The 22,506-nt window shown below is 44.5% G+C and carries 17 protein-coding genes; 14 read left to right on the top strand and 3 right to left on the bottom strand.

The features are described 5' to 3' along the window. The first annotated feature begins 58 nt into the window (after positions 1 to 58). Positions 59 to 595, top strand: a complete 537-nt coding sequence (locus BTO09_RS04020; protein WP_087523443.1) for a mechanosensitive ion channel family protein — start codon at positions 59 to 61, stop codon at positions 593 to 595. 134 nt (positions 596 to 729) lie between these two features. Next, on the top strand, positions 730 to 951 hold the full coding sequence (locus tag BTO09_RS04015; protein WP_087523442.1) for a hypothetical protein: 222 nt from the start codon (positions 730 to 732) through the stop codon (positions 949 to 951). A 56-nt stretch (positions 952 to 1,007) separates the two neighbouring features. Here the strand turns inward: BTO09_RS04015 and BTO09_RS04010 are convergent, their stop codons facing one another. Then, the gene (locus BTO09_RS04010) at positions 1,008 to 1,829 is read right to left on the bottom strand and encodes a universal stress protein (protein ID WP_087523441.1); all 822 of its coding nucleotides are present in this window, start codon (positions 1,827 to 1,829) and stop codon (positions 1,008 to 1,010) included. Positions 1,830 to 1,977: 148 nt separating this feature from the next. On the opposite strand from BTO09_RS04010, the gene rimP reads away from it, so the two are divergent. Genes rimP through infB form a run of 3 tightly spaced genes read left to right on the top strand, consistent with a single transcriptional unit; the run spans position 1,978 to position 6,381 of the window. Next, complete coding sequence (gene rimP / locus BTO09_RS04005) at positions 1,978 to 2,445, top strand: ribosome assembly cofactor RimP (protein WP_087523440.1); 468 nt, start codon at positions 1,978 to 1,980, stop codon at positions 2,443 to 2,445. A 10-nt stretch (positions 2,446 to 2,455) separates the two neighbouring features. Then, positions 2,456 to 3,688, top strand: a complete 1,233-nt coding sequence (nusA, locus tag BTO09_RS04000; RefSeq protein ID WP_087523439.1) for a transcription termination factor NusA — start codon at positions 2,456 to 2,458, stop codon at positions 3,686 to 3,688. A 44-nt stretch (positions 3,689 to 3,732) separates the two neighbouring features. Continuing rightward, positions 3,733 to 6,381 (top strand): translation initiation factor IF-2, encoded by a 2,649-nt coding sequence (infB, locus tag BTO09_RS03995; RefSeq protein WP_087523438.1) that lies wholly within the window; start codon positions 3,733 to 3,735, stop codon positions 6,379 to 6,381. A 53-nt stretch (positions 6,382 to 6,434) separates the two neighbouring features. Here infB and BTO09_RS03990 read toward each other — a convergent pair whose 3' ends face one another. Then, positions 6,435 to 6,839 (bottom strand): SPOR domain-containing protein, encoded by a 405-nt coding sequence (locus tag BTO09_RS03990; RefSeq protein WP_087523437.1) that lies wholly within the window; start codon positions 6,837 to 6,839, stop codon positions 6,435 to 6,437. A gap of 227 nt (positions 6,840 to 7,066) precedes the next feature. Between BTO09_RS03990 and BTO09_RS03985 the strand changes: the two genes are divergently transcribed. From BTO09_RS03985 to BTO09_RS03945, 9 genes are all read left to right on the top strand, one after another. Then, positions 7,067 to 8,398: a c-type cytochrome gene (locus BTO09_RS03985; protein ID WP_087523436.1), complete on the top strand. Its 1,332-nt coding sequence runs from the start codon at positions 7,067 to 7,069 to the stop codon at positions 8,396 to 8,398. A gap of 27 nt (positions 8,399 to 8,425) precedes the next feature. Then, positions 8,426 to 11,488 carry a TAT-variant-translocated molybdopterin oxidoreductase gene (locus tag BTO09_RS03980; RefSeq protein ID WP_087523435.1) on the top strand — a complete coding sequence of 1,021 codons (3,063 nt, stop codon included), beginning with the start codon at positions 8,426 to 8,428 and terminating at the stop codon, positions 11,486 to 11,488. Positions 11,489 to 11,513: 25 nt separating this feature from the next. Beyond that, entirely contained in the window at positions 11,514 to 13,244 is a 1,731-nt protein-coding gene (gene nrfD / locus BTO09_RS03975) for an NrfD/PsrC family molybdoenzyme membrane anchor subunit (RefSeq protein ID WP_087523434.1), read from the top strand. Between the two features lie 3 nt (positions 13,245 to 13,247). Then, entirely contained in the window at positions 13,248 to 13,784 is a 537-nt protein-coding gene (locus BTO09_RS03970) for a DUF3341 domain-containing protein (protein ID WP_087523433.1), read from the top strand. 4 nt (positions 13,785 to 13,788) lie between these two features. Beyond that, positions 13,789 to 14,457 (top strand): cytochrome c, encoded by a 669-nt coding sequence (locus tag BTO09_RS03965; RefSeq protein WP_087523432.1) that lies wholly within the window; start codon positions 13,789 to 13,791, stop codon positions 14,455 to 14,457. A 26-nt stretch (positions 14,458 to 14,483) separates the two neighbouring features. Next, entirely contained in the window at positions 14,484 to 15,836 is a 1,353-nt protein-coding gene (locus tag BTO09_RS03960; RefSeq protein WP_087523431.1) for a quinol:cytochrome C oxidoreductase, read from the top strand. A 31-nt stretch (positions 15,837 to 15,867) separates the two neighbouring features. Continuing rightward, on the top strand, positions 15,868 to 16,932 hold the full coding sequence (locus tag BTO09_RS03955; protein WP_087523430.1) for a cytochrome c oxidase subunit II: 1,065 nt from the start codon (positions 15,868 to 15,870) through the stop codon (positions 16,930 to 16,932). A gap of 19 nt (positions 16,933 to 16,951) precedes the next feature. Next, entirely contained in the window at positions 16,952 to 18,775 is a 1,824-nt protein-coding gene (locus tag BTO09_RS03950; protein ID WP_087523429.1) for a cbb3-type cytochrome c oxidase subunit I, read from the top strand. Positions 18,776 to 18,864: 89 nt separating this feature from the next. Then, positions 18,865 to 20,271, top strand: a complete 1,407-nt coding sequence (locus BTO09_RS03945; RefSeq protein ID WP_087525482.1) for an MATE family efflux transporter — start codon at positions 18,865 to 18,867, stop codon at positions 20,269 to 20,271. Here BTO09_RS03945 and BTO09_RS03940 read toward each other — a convergent pair. Further along, on the bottom strand, positions 20,268 to 22,463 hold the full coding sequence (locus BTO09_RS03940; RefSeq protein WP_087523428.1) for a DUF5916 domain-containing protein: 2,196 nt from the start codon (positions 22,461 to 22,463) through the stop codon (positions 20,268 to 20,270). The two genes, BTO09_RS03945 and BTO09_RS03940, sit on opposite strands and share 4 nt — an antisense overlap. Positions 22,464 to 22,506: the final 43 nt, after the last annotated feature.

Below are 22,506 nucleotides of genomic sequence, written 5' to 3'. Positions count from 1 at the left end.
AAAATATTTTCTTTTTTGATCTTCCTATGTAGTAATTTTAAGCGCTAAAATCAACCTCATGTTGACACACAAACTCATTTGGACAGCTATCGTATTGGCACTCTTATTTATAGCTGTTTTTCTAGGGAGACATTTCTTGCGTCGATTCTCTGTAATGAAGAGCCTCGATGGCAACCGGAGAAAGGTGGTCCTAAATCTACATTATATATTGGTATACAGTTTAGCAGCGGTATTCCTAGCTGTGGTTTGGGGTGTGCAATTGGAAGACTTCACTGTATTCATAAGTTCTATCTTGGCTGTACTAGGAGTTGGTTTTTTTGCGCAATGGTCTATTCTTTCTAATCTGACGGCAAGTGTAATCCTCTTTTTTAATCATCCTGTTCGAATAGGAGATCGCATAAAAGTGATCGATAAAGACTACAATTGGACAGGTGTGGTGACCGATATTACCGGATTTTATCTATACATGACCACAGACACTGGAGAATACTTAACCTTGCCCAACACTTTGGTGCTGCAAAAGGGTATCGAATTACTGCCAAAACACGTGGCAGAAGTCACTGAAGATCAGGCAGATGACGCCTTGATAGAATAAGGTATAAGCCCGGCAAATAGTTGATATAAATTTTAATTATGTTCAGTTTTTGATTTAAATAGTTAAACAAAAGCTAAAATTCTAGTATTCAAGACTAACAAACATTAGCTTTATCCTATTAAAATTTAACAGCTATGAGCCTATTTGATAAAGCCCAAGAATTTCTCAGCAGAAAGATGAGTCATATGTCTACTAGTGATCGGGTTAAAGCTTCTCGCGAAGCAAAGGCCTTGGTTCTAGGACTAAACGAAATCTACAAACAAAATAAAGATGCGACTATCATGGATCTCATGAAGACCATCACCGTGAAAAAGAGAAAAATCGAGAAACGTTTATATCACGTACCTACAGTTTAAACTTACTGTGATTTAGACACTTTGGAAAAAAGACGGTTCGTGAGGGCCGTCTTTTTTTATATTTTAAAAGTAATAACAGGGCGCTGGGCATGGTTGACCAGATCTTCGCTAATACTGCCATTGAAGAAATGAGATAAACCTTTGCGTCCGTGGGTAGACATACCTACCAATTGCGCATTCTTTTCTTTGGCAAAATTCAAGATGCCCTTTTCTACAGAATGATCGTTGTAAATATTAAGGGTGTAATCTTCCAGTCCCATACCCTTAATAAAATTGCGCATCATGCTCAAGGCCTCGTCCGAGGTTTTGAAATCGCTTACCGTATTGACAAAGAGTAAATGCATTTGGGCGTTCATCCGTTGCGCAAATCGATAGGCCTTGTCTAGTGGAACTCGGCATTCCTCAGAAAAATCCGTAGCAAATACAAAGTCCTTGATGTCAAAGTCGTCGTGATCGTTCTTTATGACAAGTACTGGACGCTCCGAGGTCCGCACCACCTTTTCGGTGTTACTTCCAATAAACATTTCCTTAAAACCACTTGCGCCGTGAGATCCCATGACAATGAGGTCTATATTGTACTTTTTGATGGCGTCTTGTATGCCTTCGTAGATCTCGCTATAGGCAACCTCCTGATAAACATTGATCCCATCGAGGTAGGGCTTGCGTTCCATTTCTTTGAAGTTCTTCTCGGCGAGTTTTATAAAAAAGAGCGATTCCGGCAACTGTTCGTTGCTTCCCGAATTAGCCAAATGTATGGGCAACTCTAGCAAATGAAGTAGGTAAATTTCTCCGTCGTGTTTGCGAGCCAGATCGGCCGCAACTTTTAAGGCGTATTCCGCCTGCTCCGAAAAATCAGTAGGAACTAAGATACGTTGCATGTTGGTCGATTTAATGTTAGTATCAAATTACGAAATAAACCCGTGCACCTATGGCTTTTAAGTATCAAAAATTATTGCTATATTTGCAGCGCATTTATAGGGAATTGAGAACTATGAGGGGACACAAAGTCCCCTCTTTTTATAGACCATGTTCAGAGAAAAAGTTACGGAACTCGTTCAGGCGGCCTTAGAAGAGCGGCCCGATCTCTTTTTGATCGACTTACATATAGGTGAGGCGAATCAGATCAAGATCGTAATCGATGGTGACAAAGGTGTAAGTGTAGAAGACTGTATAGCCATGAGCCGCGCAGTGGAACACAATCTCGACAGAGAGGAAGAAGATTTCTCTTTAGAAGTCACTTCTGCAGGAGCAACAGCTCCTTTAGCCATGCCGAGACAGTACATTAAGAACATTGGTAGAAAGTTGTCAGTAAAGACTGCGGAGGGCACCACCATAGAAGGTGCCTTAACGGCAGCAGACGATTCAGGTTGTACCCTGAGTTGGAAGACCCGCGAGCCTAAACCTGTAGGTAAAGGAAAGGTGACGGTGCAAAAAGAGGCAACACTGGCCTATGCCGATATTGCCGAAGCAAAAGTGATGATCAATTTTAATTAAGAATAAGCAGATGGAAAATCTCGCATTAATCGAATCATTTTCAGAGTTTAAGGACGACAAGCTGATCGACCGTGTAACGCTGATGGCGATTTTGGAAGATGTATTCAGAAGTGCTTTAAAGAAAAAGTACGGAGATGACGATAACTTTGACATTATCATAAACCCTGACAAAGGGGATTTAGAGATCTGGCGCAACCGTATCGTTGTGGCCGATGGCGAAGTTGAAGACGAGAACCAAGAAATCTCATTGACCGAGGCCCGTAAGATCGAGCCTGACTTTGAGGTTGGCGAAGATGTATCTGAAGAAGTGAAACTTATCGATTTGGGGCGCCGAAGCATTTTGGCTTTGCGTCAAAACTTGATCTCTAAGATTCACGAACACGATAACACAAATATTTACAAGCAGTTCAAAGAGCTGGAAGGTGAAATTTATACGGCAGAGGTGCACCACATACGTCATCGTGCTGTAATTTTGTTGGACGACGAAGGCAATGAGATCATTTTGCCAAAAGACCGTCAGATTCCATCGGACTTCTTCCGCAAGGGAGAGAACGTACGCGGAATCATTGAGAGCGTGGAGTTAAAAGGAAACAAGCCTGCGATCATCATGTCGCGCGCAAATCCACTTTTCTTGGAGAAGTTGTTCGAGCAAGAAATCCCTGAGGTATTCGACGGTCTGATCACTGTTAAGAAAGTGGTTCGTATTCCAGGAGAGAAGGCAAAAGTAGCTGTAGACTCTTACGATGACAGAATCGATCCTGTAGGTGCCTGTGTGGGTATGAAAGGATCTCGTATTCACGGAATCGTTCGCGAATTGGGCAACGAGAATATCGACGTGATCAACTACACGAACAACATTCAGTTGTTTATCTCACGTGCATTGAGTCCTGCGAAGATCACTTCCATGAAATTGGACGAAGAGAACAAACGCGCTGAGGTTATTTTGAGACCTGAAGAGGTTTCTAAGGCTATTGGTCGTGGAGGGCACAACATTCGACTTGCTGGTCAATTGACTGGTTATGAGATCGATGTGTTCCGTGAAGGAGCGGAAGAAGACGTAGAATTGACAGAATTCTCCGATGAGATCGAAGATTGGATCATTGCAGAATTCAGCAAGATCGGTTTAGATACCGCTAAGAGTATTTTAGAAAAAGAAGTCGGCGATCTGGTTAAAATGACCGATCTGGAAGAAGAAACCATCGTCGAAGTAATGAATATTTTAAAAGAGGAATTCGAGGAGTAAATTGTAACTTGCGGATTCTTAATAGCTAAGAGAGAAGCATTTTTATGGCTGAAGTAAAAACAATGAGGCTAAGTAAAGTATTGCGGGAATTTAATATCTCGCTCGATCGTGCCGTTGACTTTTTAAAGGAAAACGGATTCGAGGTAGAGGCGCGCCCTACTACTAAGATCACGGGAGAGGAGTATCAAATTCTGTTTGATGAATTTCAAACGGACAAGAGCAAGAAAGTAGCCTCAAAAGAAGTTGGTGAAGAAAAGCGCAAGGAGAAAGAAGAACTCCGATTGGCTCGTGAACGCGAACTGGAAGAAAAGCAACAACGCGAAACTTCCAAAGTGATCAAGGCCAAAGCGCAGCTCGATGGGCCAAAGGCAGTAGGTAAGATAGACCTAGAGCCTAAAAAGGAAACTCCTGCCCCCGAGCCTGAGCCACAGCCAGAACCGGTTAAAGAAGAGCCTAAACCTAAAGCTGAGAAAAAGGAAGCTCCGAAGGCGAAAGCCAAAGAAGAGCCAAAACCTAAAGCTGAGGAGAAAGAGGCAGAGACTGCAAAACCGGACAAGGTAAAAACCCAGTATAAAAAACTGGATGGTCCTAACTTCACAGGACAAAAGATCGATCTGGATAAATTCAAAAAACCAGAACGCAAGAAAAAAGACGAAGATAAAGACGCCAAGAAGGGTCCAGGTTCTAAGGAAAAACGCGGTAAGCGTCGCAGAATTAGCAAGGAACCATCTGGAGGTCGTGATAACAGACGCGGAGGAAACAGACGTTCACCTGTAATTAAGGAGGAGCCGTCTGAAGAAGAAGTGCAAAGACAAGTGCGCGAAACTCTTGAAAAGCTTCAAGGGAAGAGCAGCAAAGGTAAAGGTGCCAAATACCGTCGTGAAAAGCGAGACTCTCACCGTGAAAAGACGGAGAAGGAATTGGCAGCAGCAGAAGCAGAAAGCAAAACACTGCGCGTAACAGAGTTTGTTACCGTAAGTGAGGTTGCTACCATGATGGATGTATCTGTAACTCAGATCATCTCTGCCTGTATGTCTTTGGGTATGATGGTAACTATGAACCAGCGTCTGGATGCAGAAACTCTATCGATCGTTGCCGAGGAGTTCGGTTTCGAAGTGGAATTTGTCACTGCGGATATCGAAGAGGCAATTCAAGAAGTAGAAGACGCACCAGAAGACTTGAAGTCTCGTGCACCTATCGTGACCGTAATGGGTCACGTTGACCACGGTAAAACCTCGCTTCTGGATTATATTCGAGATGCTAATGTGATCGCCGGAGAATCCGGAGGAATCACCCAGCACATCGGAGCTTACGGGGTAACCTTAGAGAGCGGTCAAAAGATCACTTTCTTAGATACTCCAGGTCACGAGGCCTTTACCGCAATGCGTGCTAGAGGTACACAAGTGACTGACTTAGTGATCATTGTGATTGCTGCGGACGACGATATCATGCCGCAAACCAAAGAAGCGATCTCTCACGCGCAAGCGGCGGGAGTACCTATAGTATTTGCCATTAACAAGGTAGATAAACCAACGGCCAACCCAGACAAGATCAAAGAAGGTCTTGCGCAGATGAACCTCTTGGTAGAGGATTGGGGTGGAAAGATCCAGTCTCATGACATTTCGGCCAAAACAGGTCAAGGAGTGAACGAGCTCTTGGAGAAGGTATTGCTAGAGGCCGAGCTACTCGAACTCAAAGCAAACCCGAACAAACCAGCTGTTGGTAGTGTTATCGAAGCCTTCTTGGACAAGGGTAGAGGGTATGTTTCTACTATTTTGGTTCAAGCGGGAACACTACAAATAGGAGATTATGTACTTGCTGGACAACATTCCGGTAAGGTCAAAGCCATGCAAGATGAGCGCGGGAAACCAGTTAAGAAGGCTGGTCCTGCAACTCCAGTGTCTATTTTAGGACTGGATGGAGCACCTCAAGCTGGTGATAAATTCAATGTCTTTGAAGACGAGCGTGAAGCCAAATCTATTGCGGCCAAGCGTACTCAATTGCAGCGCGAGCAGTCTGTTAGAACACAGCGTCACATTACGCTTGATGAGATCGGACGTCGTATTGCGCTTGGAGACTTTAAGGAGCTTAACATCATTCTTAAAGGGGATGTGGATGGTTCTGTGGAAGCTTTGACGGATTCGTTCCAGAAGCTTTCTACAGAAGAGATCCAAGTGAACATCTTGCACAAAGGTGTAGGTGCGATCACCGAAAGCGATGTGCTTTTAGCCTCTGCATCTGATGCGATCATCATTGGATTTAATGTACGTCCTATGGGTAATGCCCGTCAGGTGGCCGATAAGGAAGAGATCGATATCAGAACATACTCGATCATCTACGACGCTATCAACGATCTGAAAGATGCAATGGAAGGTATGCTTTCTCCAGAAATGAAGGAAGAGATCACTGGAACTGCCGAGATCCGCGAGACTTTCAAGATCTCGAAGATCGGTACCATTGCTGGATGTATGGTTACCAACGGAAAGATTTACAGAAACTCTGGCGTGCGACTTATTCGCGAAGGAGTGGTGATCTTTACCGGAGAGTTGGCCTCGTTGAAACGTTTTAAAGACGACGTAAAAGAAGTTTCTAAAGGATATGACTGCGGTATGCAGGTCAAGAATTACAACGACATCAAAGAAGGTGATATCATTGAAGCCTTCCAAGAAGTTGCTGTTAAAAAGAAGCTTTAATTACAAGCGATATACCAAAAAAAAGCGACCAATTCGGTCGCTTTTTTTTGTGCTTAATCGTCTTTTTTCTTGGCCCTGCTTCGCTTTATTGGAAAGGCAGCTGGAAACTTTTCTTGAATCTTAACCAAGGCCTGATCGGCTTCGAGGCGGGTGCTAAAGTTACCCACCCAAACTTTGTAATTTGGGGTTTCGTATTCTATGCTTGCCGGCCAAGCGGAAAAACTGTTTCTGTACTTGCGTAAAGTGGAATTTGCTGTATTGAGCTCGCCGTAATAGAGCTGTATGGTATAGCCATCGGCTAGTTTGTTGTCCTTTTCCATGGATTTTTTAAGGGCGAGCAGCTCATTTATCTGCGGATCCGCATTTACGGTAACACGGCCCTGTTGGGCCGATAAACTCGAACTACAAAACAGGCCTACAAGACCTAAAATCAACATTTTAATTTCTCTTCCTTTCATCTTGGTAATTCACTGTGTTTGCAAAGGTATAGCTTTATAACTCATTGCATTGATTTTTTATTATTTAGAATGGTTATAAATTGCCAATTAACAATCCATTCACACTTTTTAGAATCGACTTTATGTCGTACTTTTGTGCCGTTATTTATGGCTTCAAAAATGGCCTTTTTTGACTAGCAAAAATCGCAAATCCGAAGCCGCTTAAAAGACGATAATTAACCTGAAGTATGAAAAAGGTGACACACCGTTCGTTAACTACCAGATTATCACTCACTTTATTAGCATTTCTGCTATCGTTTTCAACCCTTACTTTTGGTCAAGAGCCAGCTGCTGCTGACGCTGCTGCCCAAGCTGCACCCGCTGCCGATCTAGGTGGTGATCCTGTTGCTGGGAAACAGTTGTTCAATGCCAACTGTGCTGCTTGTCACAAACTGTATCAGAAAATGACTGGTCCAGCACTGTTTGGTGTTGGAGACAAATACGAGAAAGAGTGGCTTTACAAATGGATCCGCAACTCACAGGAGCTGATCAAATCCGGTGACGCTCAAGCCGTTGCTATTTCTAACGAGTACAACGGAGCGGTAATGAATGCATTCCCGGCCTTGTCAGACGAAGATATTGACAATATCATCGCCTACACTTACACTCCAAAACCTGTGCCAACAACTCCTGTTGCTACAGAACAAGCTGGCGGTGGAGGCGGAGGCGTTTCCAGCGACATCATCTTGGCTGTCTTGGCATTAGTGTTCTTGATGCTAGCCATCATGCTGTTCTTGGTTAACAAAACCCTAAAAAGAATTGCCGTTGCTAACGGTGTTGAATACGAAGATAAAGATCGTGCAGACCGTCTGCCGATCTGGAAAGCTTTTGCGCAAAACCAGTTCTTGGTGTTGGTAAGCGCGATCTTCTTGCTTTTGGCAAGTGGTTATTTCGCCTACGGTTGGATGATGCAAGTTGGTGTTGACCAAGGATATGCTCCGGTACAACCGATTCACTATTCACACAGAATCCACGCCGGAACTAACCAGATCGACTGTAAGTACTGTCACAGTTCTGCTCGCAAGAGTAAGCACTCTGGGATTCCTTCTTTGAATGTTTGTATGAACTGTCATAAGAACATCGCTCAGGTTGGAGACAAAACTTACCAAGAAGGTATTTCTGAATACCAGATCGATTACAACAAAGAGATTCAAAAATTATACGACGCTGTTGGATGGGACAGAGACAATCAGCGTTACACCGGAGAGACCAAACCGGTCAAGTGGGTGCGCATCCACAACCTTCCGGATTTCGCATACTTCAACCACTCACAGCACGTAACTGTTGCGGGTGTGGAATGTCAGACCTGTCACGGTCCTGTAGAGGAAATGGAGATCATGTATCAGTATTCCTCATTAACCATGGGTTGGTGTATCAACTGTCACCGCGAAACCAATGTTAAACTAGAGAGCAACGAGTACTACGCTAAGATTCACGAGTCGCTTTCTAAAGAGTATGACTTCCCAACCCTAACTGCTGCGCAAAACGGCGGATTGGAATGTGGAAAATGTCACTACTAAATCACTAAAGGCAAATTTCGATTATATATGGCATCGAACAAGAAATACTGGAAAAGTGTTGAGGAGCTGAAAGATCACAGCCCTATTCTTGAGACGCTACGACAAAACGAATTCGTTGAACCGATTCCTACAGATGAGTTCCTTGGGGACACTCAGACCATGGAGCAGTCTTCGACTTCCAGACGTGACTTCTTAAAATTCGTTGGATTTTCTACCGCAGCAGCTACCTTGGCTGCCTGTGAGGGTCCAGTAATTAAATCCATTCCGTATGTGAACGCTCCGGATGAGATCGTTCCTGGGGTGGCTAATTATTACGCGACCACTATCGCAGACGGTTTTGATTTTGCCAGCGTGCTTATCAAGACACGTGAGGGAAGACCTATCAAAGTTGAATCTAACGATTTGGCCGTGCATAACGGAAGCGTGAACGCTCGTGTTCATGCCTCTGTACTTTCTATGTACGATACGCAGCGTTTAGCTGGGCCAATGATCGGTGGAGAAGCAGCGACTTGGGCGGAGTTTGACAGCCAAATGGCTGCTAAGCTCAACGCAATGGCTGGGCAAGAAGTAGTATTGCTTACACAGACCTTTGCTAGTCCTTCTACTTCAAAATTGATTGCCGAGTTCACTGCCAAGTATCCAAACGTTAAGCACGTAGTTTACGATACGGTTTCTAGCTCTGAAGCTTTAGATGCCTACCAGAATAAATTTGGTGTACGCGGTTTGGCAGATTACGATTTCTCTAAAGCAGAGGTGATCGTTTCTGTTGGAGCTGATATTCTTGGAGATTGGCAAGGTGGCGGATACGATGCTGGCTATTCTGCCGGACGTGTTCCTAAGAACGGGAAAATGTCTCGTCACATTCAGTTCGAATCCAATATGACCTTATCTGGTGCTAATGCAGACAAACGTGTTGCTGTTAAGCCATCAGACCTTAAAAAGATAATGAATGCCCTTAACGGAGGATCTACCGCTGGGCTTTCCGATAAAGTTGCAGAAGCTGTTCGCAACGCAAAAGCTCAACTTGCTGCTGCAGGTTCACGAGGAGTCGTTGTTTGCGGAGCAGAAGATGTTGCTTGCCAGGCTATGGTGTTAGACATGAACGCTAACTCTGTAGTTATGGACGCTGCTAAACCTCGTATGGTTCGCCAAGGGAGTAAAGCAGAAGTACTTAAAGTATTAAATGGGGTTAAGAACGGAACTGTAAAAGGATTGATCGCCGTTGGTGTTGATCCGGTTTACTCTTTCCCTGGAAATGGTTTTGCAGAAGCTTTCGCTAATCTTGAGCTGAGTGCAACCTTCGCAATGAAGGCCAATGCCACCGCAGCGGCTTCTCAGTTTGTAGGTGCAACGCCTCACTACTTGGAGTCTTGGGGTGATGCTCAGATCAAAATGGGTTACTTCAGTTTGCAACAACCAACCATTCGTCCGTTGTTTGACACACGTTCTTTCCAAGATACGCTACTAGCGTGGATGGAGAGCGACAAGACTTATTACGATTATATTAAGGACACTTGGGCGTCTATCCTTGGAGGAGCTTCTTGGAACGAGGCCTTACAAGATGGTGTCTTTAGAAGTGATGTTGAAGTGGCCGTAGATGCTGCGACAGCAAACACAGATACAACTCTAGAAGATGCTACTTCTAATGGAGCTCAAGATGGAGCGGCCGGAGGAATGGAGTTACTTCTTTATACAAACACCGCAATTGGTGATGGGCGTCAGGCTAACAACCCTTGGTTGCAAGAAATGCCAGACCCGATCACACGCGCTTCTTGGGATAACTACTTGACCATGGCTGCTGCAGATGCTGCTGCAATGGGTATCGTTAACGAGAATGTTGCCAACGGTGCTTTGAACGGATCTTACGCCAATGTGACCGTAGGAGATGTAACCCTTACTAATGTACCTGTATATATTCAGCCGGGACAGGCTAAGGGAACTGTTGGACTTGCTTTAGGTTACGGGCAGACCAACGCTATTCAGAAAGAAATGCAAACCGGAGTGAACGCCTATGCGCTTTACAACGGATTCAACTTGATGCAAGCAGGTGTAAAGGTAGAGAAAGCCTCTGGAATGCACGAATTTGCTTGTGTTCAGTTGCACAATACTATGATGGGTCGCGATATCATTCGCGAAACCACCTTAGATGTATATAAGGACGGAGATGTACACGATTGGAACCCGATTCCAGAAGTGTCTAAGGATCACCAGGAAATTCCTGTGACCTCTCCAGACGCCGATCTTTGGGATCCGTTTGACAGATCTATCGGTCACCACTTTAATATGTCTATCGACCTGAACGCTTGTACAGGTTGTGGGGCTTGTGTGATCGCTTGTCATGCAGAGAACAACGTTCCTGTAGTAGGAAAATCAGAAGTGCGTCGCAGCCGCGATATGCACTGGTTGCGTATTGACCGCTACTACTCCTCAGAAGAAGACTTTGCAGCGGATGCAAAGAAGAAAGACGATATGTCTGGACTTTGGGGAGACAATGGTTCTCTAGGAGGATTCGGAGAAATGGAAGATCCGGCAGAGAATCCGCAGGTTGCCTTTATGCCAGTGATGTGTCAGCACTGTAATCACGCTCCTTGTGAGACCGTGTGTCCAGTAGCCGCTACTTCTCACGGGCGTCAAGGTCAGAACCACATGGCTTACAACCGTTGTGTAGGTACACGTTACTGTGCGAACAACTGTCCTTATAAAGTACGTCGCTTCAACTGGTTCTTGTACAACGAGAACGACGAGTTCAACTACCACATGAACAACGACCTTGGTCGTATGGTATTGAACCCAGATGTAGTAGTGCGTTCACGTGGAGTTATGGAGAAATGTTCTATGTGTATTCAAATGACACAGAAGACCATTCTAGACGCTAAGCGTGACGGACGTCCTGTTAAAGACGGTGAATTCCAAACCGCTTGTTCTAATGCTTGTTCTGCAGGAGCAATCACTTTTGGAGATATCAACGATCACAGCAGTGAGATCTACAAGAAGAAAAAAGACAGTCGTATGTATCACCTACTAGAAGCTGTAGGTACTGAGCCTAACGTGATGTACCAAGTGAAGGTGAGAAACACTAAAGAATCGTAACTACTAAATAATTTTAGCAAAGGATATGGCATCGCATTACGAAGCACCCATTAGAAGACCTTTAGTAACAGGTAACAAAACTTACAGTGACGTCACCCGTGACGTGGCTGCACCTGTTGAAGGTACTGCCAACAAGCAATGGTGGATAGTTTTTTCCATTGCACTGGTTGCATTTTTATGGGGAATAGGATGTATCGTTTACACCGTTTCTACAGGAGTTGGAACCTGGGGTCTTAACAAGACCGTAGGTTGGGCCTGGGATATCACCAACTTCGTTTGGTGGGTAGGTATTGGTCACGCGGGAACGCTGATCTCTGCGGTACTGCTCTTATTCCGTCAGAAATGGAGAATGGCAATTAACCGATCTGCAGAGGCGATGACCATCTTCTCGGTAATTCAGGCTGGTTTGTTCCCGATCATCCACATGGGACGTCCTTGGTTGGCGTACTGGGTACTACCTATTCCAAACCAATTTGGTTCGCTGTGGGTAAACTTCAACTCACCACTACTTTGGGACGTATTCGCGATCTCTACCTATTTATCAGTTTCTTTGGTATTCTGGTGGACAGGATTATTGCCTGACTTCGCGATGATCCGCGATAGAGCGATCACTCCTTTTACTAAGAGAATTTACAGCATCCTTTCTTTCGGATGGTCTGGACGTGCCAAAGACTGGCAGCGTTTTGAGGAAGTATCTCTGGTACTTGCCGGTTTGGCAACGCCACTTGTACTTTCTGTACACACTATTGTATCCTTTGACTTCGCCACTTCGGTTATTCCAGGTTGGCACACCACGATCTTCCCACCGTACTTCGTTGCTGGGGCGATCTTCTCAGGATTCGCAATGGTAAACACCCTACTTATCATTATGCGTAAGGTGTCTAACTTAGAGAACTATATTACTATCCAGCACATCGAGCTAATGAACATTGTGATCATGATCACAGGTTCTATTGTAGGTGTTGCGTATATCACAGAGCTTTTCATCGCATGGTATTCTGGAGTAGAGTACGAACAGTACGCTTTCCTTAACCGTGCCACCGGACCTTACTGGTGGGCGTACTGGGCCATGATGACCTGTAACGTATTCTCTCCGCAGTTCATGTGGTTCCCTAAACTTAGAAGAAGCATCATGTTCTCTTTCTTCATCTCGATCGTAGTAAACATCGGTATGTGGTTTGAGCGTTTTGTGATCATCGTGACTTCATTGCACCGCGATTACTTGCCTTCTTCTTGGACGATGTTCTCACCAACTTTTGTTGATATTGGGATCTTTATCGGAACCATCGGATTCTTCTTCGTATTGTTCCTGCTTTATGCGAGAACCTTCCCGGTAATTGCTCAGGCAGAGGTGAAGTCGATCCTTAAATCTTCTGGAGATCGTTACAAAAATCTAAGAGCAGAGCAAGGTGACGATGCCCCGCATTACACTATGCCAAATACAGCAGCCAAGGTTGAAGCAGCTCCGGCAGCTAGCCTATCCGAAGCAGATAAGGAAGCAGGCATCAATACTTTGATGAGCAAGCTTGGTAGCTTTAATCCGGAAACGGACACTGCAGATGACCTCAAGAAGATCTCTGGAGTTGGTCCTAAAATGGAAGAAAAATTACATCAACTCGGTATCTACACCTTTGATCAGGTGAGCAAGATGACCGATGCAGAATACGATCTATTAGACAGCATTATTGGCGAGTTCCCAGGACGTGCAAAGCGCGACGATTGGGCTGGTCAAGCTAATGAACTTAAAAATCAATAACGGATGGCTTCAAAAGTAATTCACGCACTTTACACAGACGACGACATTCTGTTGAATGCCGTTAAGGAGACCCGTAAGGCACACTATCATATAGAAGAGGTGTACACGCCTTTCCCGGTTCACGGACTAGAGAAAGCAATGGGCCTTGCAGATACGAGAATCGCCATCTGTTCTTTCTTGTATGGATTGGTTGGACTCTCTGTAGCGATCACTATGATGAACTTCATTATGATCGAGGATTGGCCACAGAACATCGGTGGTAAACCGAGTTTCAGCTATATCGAGAACATGCCTGCCTTTGTGCCGATCATGTTTGAGATGACGGTATTCTTTGCAGCGCACCTTATGGTAATTACCTTTTATATGCGCTCTAAGCTTTGGCCATTCAAAAAAGCTGAGAATCCAGATGTACGTACCACAGACGATCACTTCTTAATGGAAGTTGATCTTGGTGGACACAGTGCAGAAGAAGTCTCTAAATTCCTAACCGGAACTGGAGCAACAGAACTTAAAATAGTAGAAAAGGAATCAGACCACTAGACCTATGAAGCGTTTATTAAACCTATCCTTAATTTTTGCAGCGGCCTTGTCGTTGGTAGGTTGTTTTGACGAAAGCAAGCCAAACTACCAGTACATGCCAAATATGTATGAGCCTATCGGTTACGAGACCTATGGCGAATACGAGATCTTTGAGAATGGTCAGTCGGCCTTATTGCCTGCACCAGGTTCTATTCCACGCGGTTGGATGCCATATGATTATGCAGATACTCCAGCCGGAAAAGAACTAGCTACTGTTGAACTTAAAAATCCGCATTCAGTTACACAAGAGAACTTGGATAAAGGAAAAGAACTATACGACATTTACTGTGCAGTATGTCACGGAAGCAAAGGTGACGGTCAAGGTATCCTTATGAAGAACGAAGTGTTCTTAGGGATTCCGTCTTATGCTGATCCAGGACGTAATATCACCGAAGGAAGTATCTATCACGTACAGATGTACGGATTGAACTCCATGGGATCTTATGCCTCTCAGACCAATGAATTAGAGCGTTGGCAGATCACCATGCACGTACAAAACCTTATGGCTGCGCTTAAAGGAACTGAACCTTTAACTGTAGTGGAGCCTGAAGCTGCTGCTGCGGATGCCATGGAAATGATGAGTGATGACGCTCACGGCGACGACTCACACAACGATACAGACGAAGCACATTAATAATAGACAAAAGAGATTTTTACGATATGTATACGCTACCTAACAAATTAAAACTTTTCGCTATTATTTTTATGGTGGTTGGCGCCTTGGGTATGATAGGAGGATTCCTAGCGGTACCTGCGGATGTAGAAGAGGTAAAAACCATGATGGCCAGTCACGATGACGGTCATGGCGGAGGTCACGGTGATGCTACTGCAGCTCATGGCGATGGTCATGGTGAGGCTGGAGCGCACGCAGGAGAAGACGCTCACGGAGGAGATGCTCATTACGAGCATGTACTAGGGCAGTTGCAAAACCGTCCATGGGCAGCTGTTTATGTTGCATGTTTCTTCTTTATGATGATCGCTCTTGGAGCTTTGGCATTCTACGCGATCCAATACGCTGCACAAGCAGGTTGGTCTCCGGTACTCTTCAGAGTAATGGAAGGGATCACCGCTTACTTGCCTGTTGGAACTGTGATCTTATTCGTGTTGTTGCTTTTGTCAACGCTACATTTTAACCACTTATTCCACTGGATGGATGCCGATTTGGTAAATCCTGACAGCGATAAATTTGACAAGATCATTGCTGGTAAATCCGGTTTCTTGAACACGCCTTTCTTCTTGATCCGTGCAGGTATCTTCATCTTAGGATGGAATCTATACCGTGCCATCTCAAGAAAGTATTCTTTGAAATTAGACGAGACCAACGATCCTGCATACTTTAAGAAATTATTCAAGTTCTCTGCTGGTTTCCTAGTGTTCTTCATCGTTACAGAATCGATGATGTCTTGGGACTGGATCATGAGCTTTGACCCACACTGGTTCTCTACCTTATTTGGTTGGTATGTGTTTGCCGGAATGATGGTTTGCGCCATTACGGTGATCGCCATGGTAACCATGGTATTGAAATCTCAGGGTTATCTGGAATTTGTGAACGACAGCCACATCCACGATTTGGCTAAGTTCATGTTCGGATTCAGTATTTTCTGGACCTATCTTTGGTTCTCTCAGTTCATGCTGATCTGGTACTCTAACATTCCAGAAGAGGTTACCTATTTCGTAACCCGTATTGAAGACTTTAACCTCTTGTTCTTTGGAATGGTAGTGATGAACTTCGTGTTCCCATTACTTATCCTTATGAACAGTGATTACAAACGTGTGAATCTGTTTGTTATCATGGCAGGTATTATTATTCTGGCAGGTCACTATATAGATGTATTTGTAATGGTTATGCCATCTGCAGTAGGTACGTCTTGGTACATTGGAATGCCAGAGATCGGAGCGCTTATGTTCTTCTTCGGATTGTTTGTCTTTGTCGTGTTCACAGCACTCACCAAAGCGCCGTTATTGGCTAAGGCAAACCCACTCTTGAAAGAAAGTAAACAGTTCCATTATTAATAAGTTATAATATTAAAGAAGAGTTATCACGATGACCGCATTTTTATACTTAGTAGTAATCATCCTTTTCGCTGTCAGTATTTGGCAGATGAGCAAGATCCTATCCATGTCTAAAGCTGGAGAGGACAGTAGCACTTCTCAGATTGCCAATGACAAGGACAACAAGATCAACGGAAAACTAATGTTGGGCTTTGTTATCTTTATTTATGTACTGGCATTCATCTCTTTCTACAAATGGTCGGATGTATTGCTTCCGGATTCAGCCTCTGAGCACGGAGTAGACATTGATCAGTTGTGGTTGATCTCTATGATCATCATCTTTATTGTAGGGATAATCACCCAGTGGTTATTGCACTACTTTGCCTTTAAGTACAGTGGCAAGAAAGGACAACGCGCTACTTTTTATGCAGACAATGATCGTCTGGAGTTTATTTGGACCATCATTCCAGTTATCGTATTGGCGGGACTGATCATCTACGGATTGTTTACTTGGTCAGACATTATGAATGTCGACACCGAGGACGACCCATTGGTGATCGAGCTTTACGCTTACCAGTTTGACTGGCGTGCCCGTTACGCTGGCGATGACAACATCTTAGGAGACGCTAACGTTCGCCTTATCGAAGGTGTTAACCAATTAGGTCTTGACGCTTCTGATCCAGATGCACAAGATGATATTATCGTTAATGAATTACACCTGCCAGCAGGCAGAAAGATCCTCTTTAAAATGCGTTCTCAGGACGTGTTACACTCGGCCTATATGCCGCATTTTAGAGCTCAAATGAACTGTGTGCCTGGAATGGTAACTCAGTTTTCGTTTACTCCTACCAAGACCACCGAGGAGATGCGTTTAGACGATGAAATCATTGCGAAGGTTGAGCATATCAACGCTATTCGCAATGAAAAGAACGTAGCTCGCGCAGCCGAAGGTTTAGAGCCTTTAGAGTTGTATGAGTTTGATTATTTATTGCTATGTAACAAGATCTGTGGTAACACGCATTACAACATGCAGATGAAGATTGTTGTGGAGACGGAAGAAGAATTCAACGAATGGCTTTCGAAACAGGACAATTTCGCCACAACTATGAAAAATTAAAAAAAGAATTTTTACAGGTATGTCAGCACAAGGATACGCACACCCGGTCGAACATGATGATCACGGACATCATCACAAAGAAACCTTTATAACCAAGTACATCTTTAGCCAAGATCACAAGATGATCTCCAAGCAGTACTTGATCACAGGGCTGTTTATGGGAATCATTGGTATTGCTATGTCATTGATCTTCCGTTTGCAGTTGGCTTGGCCAGATAAACAATTCACCATTTACGAAGTACTTCTTGGTAAGTGGGGAGAGGACGGAATTATGGACCCTTCTGTATACTTGGCATTAGTTACGATTCACGGAACCATTATGGTATTCTTCGTACTAACGGCAGGTTTAAGTGGTACCTTTTCCAACCTTTTGATTCCATTGCAGATCGGTGCCCGCGATATGGCGTCCGGTTTCTTGAACATGGTTTCGTATTGGTTGTTCTTCCTATCGAGTATCATTATGGTAATGTCTCTCTTTGTTGAAGCAGGTCCTGCTTCTGCCGGATGGACAGTTTACCCACCACTTTCAGCATTGCCTCAGGCCATTCCAGGTTCTGGAGCAGGTATGACCTTGTGGTTGGTGTCGATGACCATTTTCATCGCTTCCTCGCTACTTGGATCTTTGAACTATATAGTAACAGTGATCAACTTGAGAACAAAAGGTATGTCTATGACACGCCTTCCTCTAACGATCTGGGCGTTCTTTGTAACGGCTATCATTGGTGTGATCTCTTTCCCAGTATTACTATCCGCTGGTCTTATGATGGTTATGGACAGAAGCTTCGGAACTTCGTTCTTCTTGTCTGATATCTACATTGCCGGAGAGGTATTGCACAACCAAGGAGGTTCGCCAGTACTTTTCGAGCACTTGTTCTGGTTCTTGGGTCACCCGGAAGTATACATTGTATTACTACCGGCTCTAGGAATTACTTCTGAGGTTATCGCGACCAACGCCCGTAAGCCGATCTTCGGATATCGCGCTATGGTTGCCTCTATTTTGGCAATCGCGTTCTTGTCAACCATCGTATGGGGTCACCACATGTTCATCTCCGGAATGAATCCATTCTTGGGGTCTGTGTTTACCTTTACGACCTTGCTTATCGCGATCCCATCCGCAGTAAAAGCATTTAACTATATCACAACCCTCTGGAAGGGTAATCTGCAGCTCAACCCGGCCATGCTGTTCTCCATCGGATTGGTATCTACCTTTATCACTGGTGGTCTAACTGGTATCATCTTGGGTGACTCTGCACTAGATATCAACGTACACGATACCTACTTTGTGGTAGCTCACTTCCACTTGGTAATGGGTATCTCAGCACTTTACGGACTCTTTGCTGGTGTATACCACTGGTTCCCTAAGATGTTCCAAGGACGTATGATGAATAAGAACCTCGGTTATGTTCACTTCTGGATCACCGCTATTGGTGCTTACGGAGTGTTCTTCCCAATGCACTTCATTGGAATGGCAGGATTACCGAGACGTTACTACACCAACTCAGCCTTCCCATACTTTGATGATTTGGCAGACGTGAACGTAGTGATCTCTATCTTCGCCTTCATCACAGGTGCGGCGCAGTTGGTATTCTTATACAACTTTATCCACTCTATGTTCTACGGTAAGAAAGGACCTAAGAACCCATGGAACTCCAACACTTTGGAATGGACCGCAGAAGTGAAGCACATTCACGGAAACTGGGACGGACCAATTCCAGAAGTACACCGTTGGGCTTACGATTACAGTAAACTGAACAAAGACGAATCAGATTACGTGATCCCAGGACAAGACTTCGTACCGCAGCACATTCCGTTGCAAGACAACGAAGAAGAAATGAATCACTAGGCAGTAATAGCTTAGAAATCTTAAAACCCTTCCCATATTGGAAGGGTTTTTTGTTCTATATTGCTGCGCAACTAACTAACGCCTTCCTTATGGAAACTCCCAAAAAAGGTTTGGGGTATTACCTCGGTCTGCTGGCTACTGCTGTAAAGGGCAGTCAGCAAGATTTTACTACAGGCAGTATTCGACGAGCTATCTTTATGCTCTCTGTACCCATGGTGCTTGAAATGATGATGGAATCGGTCTTCTTTTTGGTCGATGCCTATTTTGTTTCCAGTTTGGGGGCTAATGCCATTGCCACTGTTGGTCTTACCGAATCCGTGCTCACCTTGGTCTATGCCGTCGCTATTGGTCTCAGTATGGGAGTTACCGCTATAGTCGCGCGACGTATAGGGGAGAAGGACACCGAAGGCGCTCGCAGAACGGCGGTACAAGCCATCATGCTCGGAATATTGGTAGCGAGTCTTATCAGTGTAATCGGTATTCTGTTTCCTAAGGATATTTTAAGGCTGATGGGCGGGCAGCCAGATCTTATAGAAGAAGGCTTCCGATTTACACAAATACTTTTAGGAGGAAACGTCACCATCATGCTGCTTTTTCTGATCAATGCGATCTTTAGAGGTGCGGGAGATGCTGCCGTAGCCATGCGCGTACTGATCTTGTCCAACGTTTTGAATATTGTATTAGATCCTTTACTCATTTTTGGATGGGGCCCAATACCAGGCTTTGGTGTGCAAGGGGCAGCAATAGCAACTACCATAGGAAGGGGTAGTGCAGTGATCTTTCAACTCTTGATACTTTTCTACGGATGGAGCCGCATTAAAGTTGGATTCAAGGACATAGTTGTGCGCGCCTCAGAGATGATCAATTTGGTCAAAGTATCTTTGGGAGGTATTGGACAGTTCATAATAGGAACCTCGAGCTGGGTGTTCTTGATGCGGATCATGGCCGAGTTTGGCTCCGAAGTACTCGCTGGTTACACCATCGCAATTCGAGTCCTAATGTTTACGCTTATGCCATCTTGGGGTATGAGTAATGCCGCAGCTACTATGGTAGGTCAGAACTTGGGAGCGGGTAATCCTGAAAGGGCTGCCACCTCAGTATGGAAGACCGGAAAGTACAATGCCTATTTTATGGTCCTGGTATCTGTATTCTATTTGCTTTTTGCAGAGGGAATACTCAAGATCTTTAGTGACGATCCGGAAGTGATCGGTAGTGGAGCATTGAGTTTAAGGGTTATTGCTGCCGGTTATGTTTTCTATGCTTACGGAATGGTTATCATCCAAGCTTTTAACGGGGCGGGAGACACTAAAACACCTACAGTGATCAATTTCTTTTGCTTTTGGCTATTCCAGCTGCCCTTTGCTTATTTGGCAGCCGTGAGTTTCGGTATGGGGCCTTTGGGAGTGCTCTTGGCCATAACCTTGGCAGAAGTACTTATAGCGGCTATAGGCATTGCACTATTCCGCAAAGGAAAATGGAAATCCGTTAAAGTTTAGAGATACAACCAGTAGGTCAACTTCAAGTTGATGGTTCTAAAACGCGGCGCAAATACATCGTCGGTAAAGTAGTTGTCGTTATACACCAAGAACAGATCCGAGAGCGGAGCGAATCGCCATTGTAATCTAGAGTTGATCCCTAAATTCCCCTGATTGGAATTGTATTGAATAAAGGTGGCCCAAAACAGTGACTTATTAAAGGTCACATCTATACGAGGTCCAATAAGCCAGAGTTCGTTATCTGAATAAGGTTCCGGAAGGTTGATCTTGTCGTAGCGACCTTCTGCAGATAGGGTCAAGTAGGGTTGTAAGCGCAGGTTCAGATCGAGTCTCTGCGTGTAGATAGAGCCATTGAACCATCCTCCGAAAGTGCTTTGTACGTTAAAGAAAAATGCCTTGCGGTTGTCCGAGCGATATTCGAGCTCAAACAGGTTGTAGTGATAATCGGAATTTGCCGGTAAGGGTACGCCATCTGATAGAGAAGGGTCGAACTCATCGTAAAGTCTTACATATCGATTACGCATACTGACTTGAATGTTCGAAGTGTTTTTAAGTTCTGCTTCCCAACGTGAAATCAGCACATAATCAGATAACTCAAAGTCGAGTTGAGGCCTCCAGATCACAATTGGCAAAAAGGAGAATACATGTCTATTGATAAATCCTGATTTAGGAAACCACAAATGCTCTCCTTGCGGATCGATCTTAAAAATATCCTTACGACGTACAAAGCCTAGGTCAGAGTTAAAATCCTCGCCCACAAAAACACCACTGGCTCTTACACGCCATCTGCGACTGTTGTACTGCAAGCGTGCCCCTGCAGAAAAATCATCGTCTCCGGTATTGCGTTTAAAGGATTTGTGCACAAAGAATTTTCCGTTCCAACTGTTGTCGGCATTGGCCAGATTATAGTCCAAACCAACAACGCGATTGTATTCTTCTTCAGGTTCTAAAAAGGGTTCGTCACCAGTTGCCTGACGATTTATAAATAAGGCGCTAATATTAGAGCGGCTAAATACTCTGTGCTGTAAAGCCACGACCATATTGTTGTTCCCAGAGATCTCATTAGCCTCATCGGCGGTGGTCTGCATGTTGAGAAACCCAATTCTAAAATCGTTGTTTACCTTTCCACTCAGTCGTGCTCCAGCTATGATATCGTTCTGAATGGTATTGCCATCTGCATCACTTGCAATTCCAATACGTCTTGAAAAGAAAGGGTTGGCGTCTCTAGAATTCCCGAAATCGGCAAAGAGGTCGTTGTTCTCAATAAAGAACTGTCTGCGCTCGGGTAAGTTCACCTCAAAACGCGAGAGGTTGGTCACTTGCTGATCTACCTCTACCTGAGAAAAATCTGGGTTTATGGTCACGTCCAGATTCAGACTGTTCCAAAGCGTAAAACGCGCATCGCCACCAAACTTGAATTCACTAAATGGGTCATTTATATCGTAATCTTTCCCTAGCAAACCATTTACATATGGGATCACAGAAATCGGACTCTTAGAATTACCCAAAGGCTTTTCAAAGACCATGTCGCCCATATAGGCCAGGTTGAATATGAATTGATTTTGAGGAATTCTGATCCAAGTAGTGCGTTCGTTGTCTTGGGTGTCGAACATATAGGAATTAAACCTCCATTTGGTCTCTCCTTCGTTGTACTTAAAGGCAGATAGCGGAATAGCCCATTCGCAAATGTAATAACCGTCGTATTGTTTGGTCTCGCCAACCCATTTGGTATCCCAACTGGTTGTGAATCCCCTTAGCTCTGTACCTCCTCCAGAAACCAACGCCTCTCGTAATACTCCTGCCGGATTACTTCCAAACAGAAAGGCATTCACGCCGTCGTTAAAAGTGTCGAACATCAGGGTGACATTATCGCTACCTCCAGCTCTAAAGTCGCGGCGCAAAGATGGAACTATATAATCGTCACCAATAGCTTCCACCTTGATACCCACATAGAGTTTGCGGTCGTCAAACATGAATTTGATCTCTGTCTGATTACGGGCCTGTACACTGTCTGTTGGGAAATACTGCCAGAAGTTTGTGGCAGGTTCTGCGGTTTGCCAAGCTGGCTCATCCAGCAGGGCGTCTACGGTGATCTCTTCGGATATGTATTTGACCGTGACACTCTTGGTTTGCCCAAGGCTGTAAAATACGGTCAAAAGCGCGATGTAAGTGGTAATAAGATTACTTCGCATGTCAATGGTTGGTTGCTAAGCGAAATTACCAAAAACTAAGGGC

It is taken from the genome of Gilvibacter sp. SZ-19 (assembly GCF_002163875.1).
GTDB lineage: Bacteria > Bacteroidota > Bacteroidia > Flavobacteriales > Flavobacteriaceae > Gilvibacter.
This window is presented reverse-complemented; position numbering and strand designations above follow the sequence as displayed.